Source organism: bacterium (genome assembly GCA_016873475.1).
Classification (GTDB): Bacteria; Krumholzibacteriota; Krumholzibacteriia; order JACNKJ01; family JACNKJ01; genus VGXI01.
Genome location: VGXI01000195.1, coordinates 1 through 5,701 on the forward strand (window position 1 = coordinate 1; position 5,701 = coordinate 5,701).

At 67.5% G+C, this 5,701-nt stretch carries 8 protein-coding genes; 1 reads left to right on the forward strand and 7 read right to left on the reverse strand.

Translation table 11 applies throughout. The annotated features are described in order from the left end of the window. Positions 1-452: IS256 family transposase (locus FJ251_12850; protein ID MBM4118597.1), on the forward strand; the 452-nt coding region annotated here is incomplete at its 5' end. Between the two features lie 30 nt (positions 453-482). Here FJ251_12850 and FJ251_12855 read toward each other — a convergent pair. The 7 genes from FJ251_12855 to FJ251_12885 form a co-directional block, all read right to left on the reverse strand. Then, entirely contained in the window at positions 483-680 is a 198-nt protein-coding gene (locus FJ251_12855) for a hypothetical protein (GenBank protein MBM4118598.1), read from the reverse strand. 23 nt (positions 681-703) lie between these two features. Continuing rightward, positions 704-2,317, reverse strand: coding sequence for an SAM-dependent DNA methyltransferase (locus FJ251_12860; GenBank protein ID MBM4118599.1), 1,614 nt, complete (start codon positions 2,315-2,317; stop codon positions 704-706). Positions 2,318-2,325: 8 nt separating this feature from the next. Next, positions 2,326-2,844 (reverse strand): hypothetical protein, encoded by a 519-nt coding sequence (locus tag FJ251_12865; GenBank protein ID MBM4118600.1) that lies wholly within the window; start codon positions 2,842-2,844, stop codon positions 2,326-2,328. 1 nt (position 2,845) lies between these two features. Beyond that, positions 2,846-3,118 (reverse strand): hypothetical protein, encoded by a 273-nt coding sequence (locus tag FJ251_12870; protein MBM4118601.1) that lies wholly within the window; start codon positions 3,116-3,118, stop codon positions 2,846-2,848. Positions 3,119-3,362: 244 nt separating this feature from the next. Beyond that, complete coding sequence (locus FJ251_12875) at positions 3,363-4,826, reverse strand: transcriptional regulator (protein MBM4118602.1); 1,464 nt, start codon at positions 4,824-4,826, stop codon at positions 3,363-3,365. 220 nt (positions 4,827-5,046) lie between these two features. Continuing rightward, entirely contained in the window at positions 5,047-5,514 is a 468-nt protein-coding gene (locus FJ251_12880; GenBank protein ID MBM4118603.1) for a GNAT family N-acetyltransferase, read from the reverse strand. A gap of 37 nt (positions 5,515-5,551) precedes the next feature. Continuing rightward, positions 5,552-5,701, reverse strand: a 150-nt coding sequence (locus FJ251_12885) for an isoprenylcysteine carboxylmethyltransferase family protein (GenBank protein ID MBM4118604.1), incomplete at its 5' end; no start/stop codon positions are given.

Consider the following 5,701-nt stretch of genomic DNA (forward strand, 5'->3'; position numbering starts at 1 on the left):
CGCGCGTCCAGCGCTGCACGAAGCACAAGCTGGAGAATCTCCTGGCCAAGGCGCCGCGGCATGCCCAGGCGGAACTGCGGCGCGACTACCAGGCGATCATCGGCGCCGAGGATCTGCAGGCTGCGCAAAAGGCCTACCGCGCCTTCGTGGCGAAGTGGTCCCTGCTGGCGAAGGAGGTGGTCCGCAGTCTCGAGGAAGCCGGCGAGGAACTGCTCACCTTCTACGCCTTCCCGCCGAGCCAGTGGAAGTGCCTGCGGACGACGAATCCCATCGAGGCGGTCAACAGCGCCTTCAAGCGGCGGACGCGCTCGCAGGGCGCGTTCACGACGGAGGACTCGGCGCTCGTGCTGCTGTGGGGTCTGTTTGCGAATGATCAGATCCGGCTCAAGCGGATCGATGGCTGGAAGGAGCTCGCAGCGGTTAGCTGGCCTGGCTTGCGGCGCGCTGCTTGAGAGGAGTAGCATTGATGACCACCACCGGAGCTACGTCAGCCTCTTTCCACAGAAAGCGGGACGCTGCCAAATCTCGTACGTGAATTCGAAGTGCTGGATGACGCCGGACCTGATCGCGTTCCGGGCGACGTCGTCCAAACCGCGCATGAACTCCGCGTCGTTGGTCTTCGCCAACACTGCCTCCATAGCGGCAACGGCCTTTTTCAGACTGTGCAGTTCAAGCGGCATGTACCTTCTCCTGCCTTGGGTGTTCAGTCCTTGCCATACCCAAGCTCCTTCAGGTTGGCGGCAATCAGGGCATCGAGCTTCGCGGCCTCGGCCTCCTGCTCGCGCAGCGTCGCGGTGAGCCGCTTCATCTTCTCCTCGAACGACTCGCCGTCGTCCTCCTGCGCCTCGGCGCCAACGTAGCGGCCGGGCGTGAGCACGTGGCCGTGCTTGCGCACCTCTTCGAGCGGGGCGCTCCTGCAGAAGCCGGGCACGTCCGCGTACTCGCCCACCTCCTTCCCGCCGCGCCAGGCATGGTAGGTGGCGGCAATGCGGACGATGTCCTCGTCGGTCAGCTCTCGGTGGGTGCGGTCTACCATGCGGCCGAGCTTGCGAGCGTCGATGAAGAGCACCTGGCCGCGGCGGTCGCGGAACCTGCCGTTCTTGCGGTCGCGCGCGAGGAACCAGAGGCAGGCTGGAATCTGCGTCGAGTAGAAGAGCTGGCCCGGCAGTGCGACCATGCAGTCCACGAGATCGGCTTCGATCAGGCCCTTGCGGATCTCGCCCTCACCGGACTGGTTCGACGACATCGAGCCGTTGGCGAGAACGAAGCCGGCCACGCCCGCGGGCGCCAGGTGGTGCACGATGTGCTGCACCCAGGCGAAGTTCGCGTTGCCCGACGGCGGCGCCCCGTACTGCCAGCGCTTGTCATCGCGTAGGCGCTCGCCACCCCAATCGCTGACGTTGAACGGGGGATTGGCGAGGATGAAGTCGGCCTTGAGGTCCGGGTGGCGGTCATCGTGGAAGGTGTCACCGTGCGCGATCTGGCCGTCGATGCCGCGGATGGCGAGGTTCATCTTCGCAAGGCGCCAAGTGGTGTAGTTCGACTCCTGACCGTAGATCGAGATGTCGGGCTTCGACTTCCAATTCCCCGCCTTGCCACCGTTCCCGTTGCCGGTGGAGGCCGCTGCCGTGAACTGCACAGAGTGCACGAACATCCCACCCGTGCCGCAGCAAGGGTCGTACACGCGGCCCCGGTAGGGCTCGATCATTTCGACGAGCAACCGGACGACGCATTGCGGCGTCCAGAACTCGCCACCCTTGCGGCCTTCAGCAAGCGCAAACTGGCTGAGGAAGTACTGGTAGATCTGCCCGAGCAGGTCCTTCGCACGGGAGGCCTCGTCGCCGACCTTGATGTTGCTGACCAGGTCAATGAGCTGGCCGAGGCGCGTCTTATCTAGCGCGGGCCGTGCGAAGTCCTTCGGCAAGACCCCGATGCCCTCTGGCTTCAGGATAGGGTTGTCCCTCTCGATGCCGGCCATGGCGTCGTCCACGAGCTGGCCGATGGTCGGCTGCTTCGCTTGCGCCTTCAGGTGCGCCCAGCGGGCCTCCGGCGGTACCCAGAAGATGCTCTTGGCGCGGTACTCGTCCGGATCCTCGGGATCGGCGCCCTTCGCCTTCTCGGCGACGAGCTTGGCGTGCTGTTCCTCGAAGGCATCGGAGATGTACTTGAGGAAGATCAGCCCCAGGACCACGTGTTTGTACTCGGCGGCATCCATGCTGCCGCGGAGGGCATCGGCCATCTGCCAAAGCTGGGCCTCGTAGCCGATGGTGGCGCCGCTCGCCGACCTCTCTGTGGAGCCTGCCTTCTTCCTAGCCAATTCCTACCTCACTTCACAGGTGCTTTGCGGCCGCGCTTCATGAGCGCCGCGATACGCGCGGGAGACATGCCCCATGCAGGCGGAATCGTGTCCGTTGTGCCGGCAGCTTTGCCGCTCTTCCAGGTGTAGCGCTCCCGCACCGACGTGTAACCGTGCCCTCCGCAGCTCACCTTCAGGTACTTGCTGATCTCGGGGACCGTTGCCAAGTACAGGCGCGGAAGTCCGAGCGCGGGCGTGTCCTTGAACTGGACGAAGCAGAAGATCGTGTTCGGGTCGGACTGCTTGGCCGCCCAGGCATCGACCGCCTGATGGTAGCTCTGGCCTGCCTTCTTGTGCGAGGCCGCGAGCACCCAGCCGCCGTCCTGGCTCCCCTTGACGGAAACCTGCCGCAGCCGCTGGCCGTCCGAAACGACCAGATCGTATTGCGGCTGATTCGCGCCGTACTGCACGAGGACATTGTAGCCGGCATGGGCGAACTGGGCAGCAGCGTAGGCTTCGGCCGCAACCCCAACTTGGTAGGCGTTCACCTCAACCCCCTGCTCGCCGGAAGTCCACCGATCTCAGTTCGATACGATCGATGAACCACCACCTGCCAGACTCCTGCCGCTGGCCGAGGATGAGCCCGCTGCGGAGGAGGTTTCTGAGCGGAAGCCCCGGGCGGTGGCGCGAGTCCGTCAGGATGCCCGCGCGCTCGAGCCAGCTCGCGGCTTCCACGGCGCTGACCTCCTGTAGAGCCCGGCGGCGCAACTCGAGCTGAAGGTAAAGGCTCACCGTGGCGGTCTGAATCTCCTTGTAGTCCATCCGATCGCTCCTGGGACTTGGGCCGCGGGGGGCGAAGCGCGCGCCCCACTCCTGCTAGCCAGGACTGTACAGGCTTGCCCAGCCCTCTGCCAAGTCACTATTGAAACAGGCTGGCGATCGAGGGGCGCCCAAATTGACTTGGAAGCACCGACGAATGCCGGCGTCTGCACGTGGATCTGCCGGCGCGGCAAGCCAGCGAGGGCTGTGTTGCTCGCCGCCGCTCTTGGCCAGCTCGGGGGCTGGTCTAGGGGCCGCTGCCGGAGTCGGTCTCTGCGCCCGCCAGCACGGCCCGCCCCGCCGCGGTTAGCCGGTAGCGCTGCTTGCTGCTTCGGGGCTTGGTGGGGACGGTCAGCTCGATCAGGCCCGCGGCGAGAAGCGGCGCCAGGTGCTCGTTCACGAAGTGCTCTCGGTTGCTGAGGCCGGCCGCATCCTGCAGCGCCGCGCGCGGCAGGGGCTCATCCGCTGCTTCGAGGGCGGCGAGGACTTGCCGGGTACTTGTCGGGTACTTGTCGGGTAGGCGGCCGGCGACTTGCAGGGTACTTGCCGGGCGCTGGACAAGCACCGGGGCCTCCGCCGCCGCCCGCACCGCCGGATTCGGCCGGAAGGTCGCCGTCGTGAAGCCGTTCGCCTCCCAGATCGGCTCGGGATAGCCGCCGGCGCGCGCCTCCTCCCGGATCCGCCTCACCCCGGTGCCGGCCTTCTCGATGAAGCCGATCCGGTGCAGCAAGTCGGCGATCAGCGAGTTCCGCCGCACGCTCTTGTGGCCGAGCGCGGCCAGGGTCATCCCCCTGGGCAGGCCGCCCGGGCTCACCACCTCGATGCGGTCGGCGTAGATCTCGACGAACACGTTGGCGCCCGCGAAGAACCAGTCGCGGTGCATGACCGCGTTGGTGATCGCCTCGCGCAGCGCCTTCATCGGATACTCGGGGATGTTCTCGCGCCTGAGCGACTCGATTCGGTAGGCGAGCCGCGTGTTCCGCTCGACGAAGCGCAGCGCCTCCTCGATATCACCCACCACGCCACCGTCGAAGTCCTTGCGGTCGAGGATGTGCACCTTGTCCGTGCCCTTGGCCAGCAGGCAGGTGATGTAGGCGTGGTCGAAGAAGCGCCGGGGCTGCTTGGCAAAGAACAGCACGCCTGCGTTCGTGAAGCGCAGCCGGCTGCCGTCGCGCTCGGCGGCCTCGATGTTGACGAGCACGTCCTCCGCCCGCGGCCGGCCGCCAATGCCGGCAAGCCCTAGCCAGGCCAGGTACTTGCCGCGGTCGAAATCTCGAGGATAGCGAAAGCGCGGGCAGGGTGCGGTGTCGAAGCGAATCGCCCCTTCGGCGCGGAAGAAGTCGCGGATCTCCTCGCGGCCGAGCTTCTGCGTCACCGCGCCCTGCCGGAGGAAGAAGCCCTCGGAACACTGCACCGGCTTGGCATCGCTCTCGCGCACCTCGACGACGAGCACGGCGCCCACCGGCTCGACCCGCACCCCGACCGGCGGATCGCAGTTGCGCGCGATGTCCTGCACGCGAGCACGCAGCGCGTTGGAGTCCTTCACCCCCGCCACCGATCCGTCATCGCGCACGCCGAGCAGGATGCGGCCACCCGCAGCGTTGGCCAAAGCGACCAGATCGCGCGCCAGGGACGCCGGCAGGCTCTCCTTGAACTCGAGGGTACTGCTTTCGCCGACTTGGATCAGGAGTCGCAGGTCGGCGGGCTTCATGCCGCCGCGGCGGCTGGAGCTTCTCTTCACGAGGCAATCCCCCAGGCAGCGGCCACGCGGGCATTGCCACGGCCGCAGATGCAGGAGGATTTCTGGCCACTCCCCGGGGGACGGGGATCAGCGCGTCGCCGAGCTCCGCTGGGGATCGGCTTCACGCTCGACTCGACGGGGCCACTCTGAGCCCCGCCCGCGGACCTGTCAAGTCCGCCGCCGGCGCTCGCTAGCGCAGGCGCAGCCGCATCTCGCTGGTCGGCGTGAAGCCCATGCCTGCGTAGAGCGCGCGGCCCTCGGTGCTGGCGTGCAGGTACAGGTTGCTCAGGCCCTCCGCCGCGCACCAAGCGACGATGGCCTCCATCAGCCGCCGCGCCAGCCCCCGCCGGCGGTGCGCCGGCTCGGTGAAGACATTCACCACCCAGGCCCGCCGCGGCCGCGGATCCGCCGGGTTGGGATGGAAGGCGAGGAAGATGACCCCGCCGCCGGCCACGACCTCGCCCGCGGCCGTCTCCGCCAGCCAGCCGCGGTAGTTGCCGTCGGCGAGGCCCTGCTCGATCATCGGCGCCGAGATGGCCAGCATCGCCGCCTGCCCCGCGGGATCGGCGTAGCCCATGTCCTCGAACATGCGCCGCCGGTGGTAGAGCACCGTGTCGAGGTCGGTAGCGGCGGCCGGCCGCAGGGTGTAGTCGGACATGGGCCTTCGCTTTCGCCGCCGCGGCCGCCGCCACGCGTCAGTAGATGAACGGGATCAGCCGCCGCACGCGCTTCTTGTAGGCGGCGTACTCAGGGTGCTTCGCGACGAGCCAGCGCTCCTCGCGCCGCGACTTGTGGTCCAGCAGCAGGAAGAGCGCGAGCACGTAGCCGAGCGTGAGCCAGCCCCC

Bases quoted from the DNA above. Each gene is read 5' to 3' on its own strand.
- FJ251_12855 (MBM4118598.1), bottom strand. From the start codon at position 680: ATGCCGCTTGAACTGCACAGTCTGAAAAAGGCCGTTGCCGCTATGGAG.
- FJ251_12870 (MBM4118601.1), bottom strand. From the start codon at position 3,118: ATGGACTACAAGGAGATTCAGACCGCCACGGTGAGCCTTTACCTTCAG.
- FJ251_12875 (MBM4118602.1), bottom strand. From the start codon at position 4,826: ATGAAGCCCGCCGACCTGCGACTCCTGATCCAAGTCGGCGAAAGCAGT.
- FJ251_12880 (MBM4118603.1), bottom strand. From the start codon at position 5,514: ATGTCCGACTACACCCTGCGGCCGGCCGCCGCTACCGACCTCGACACG.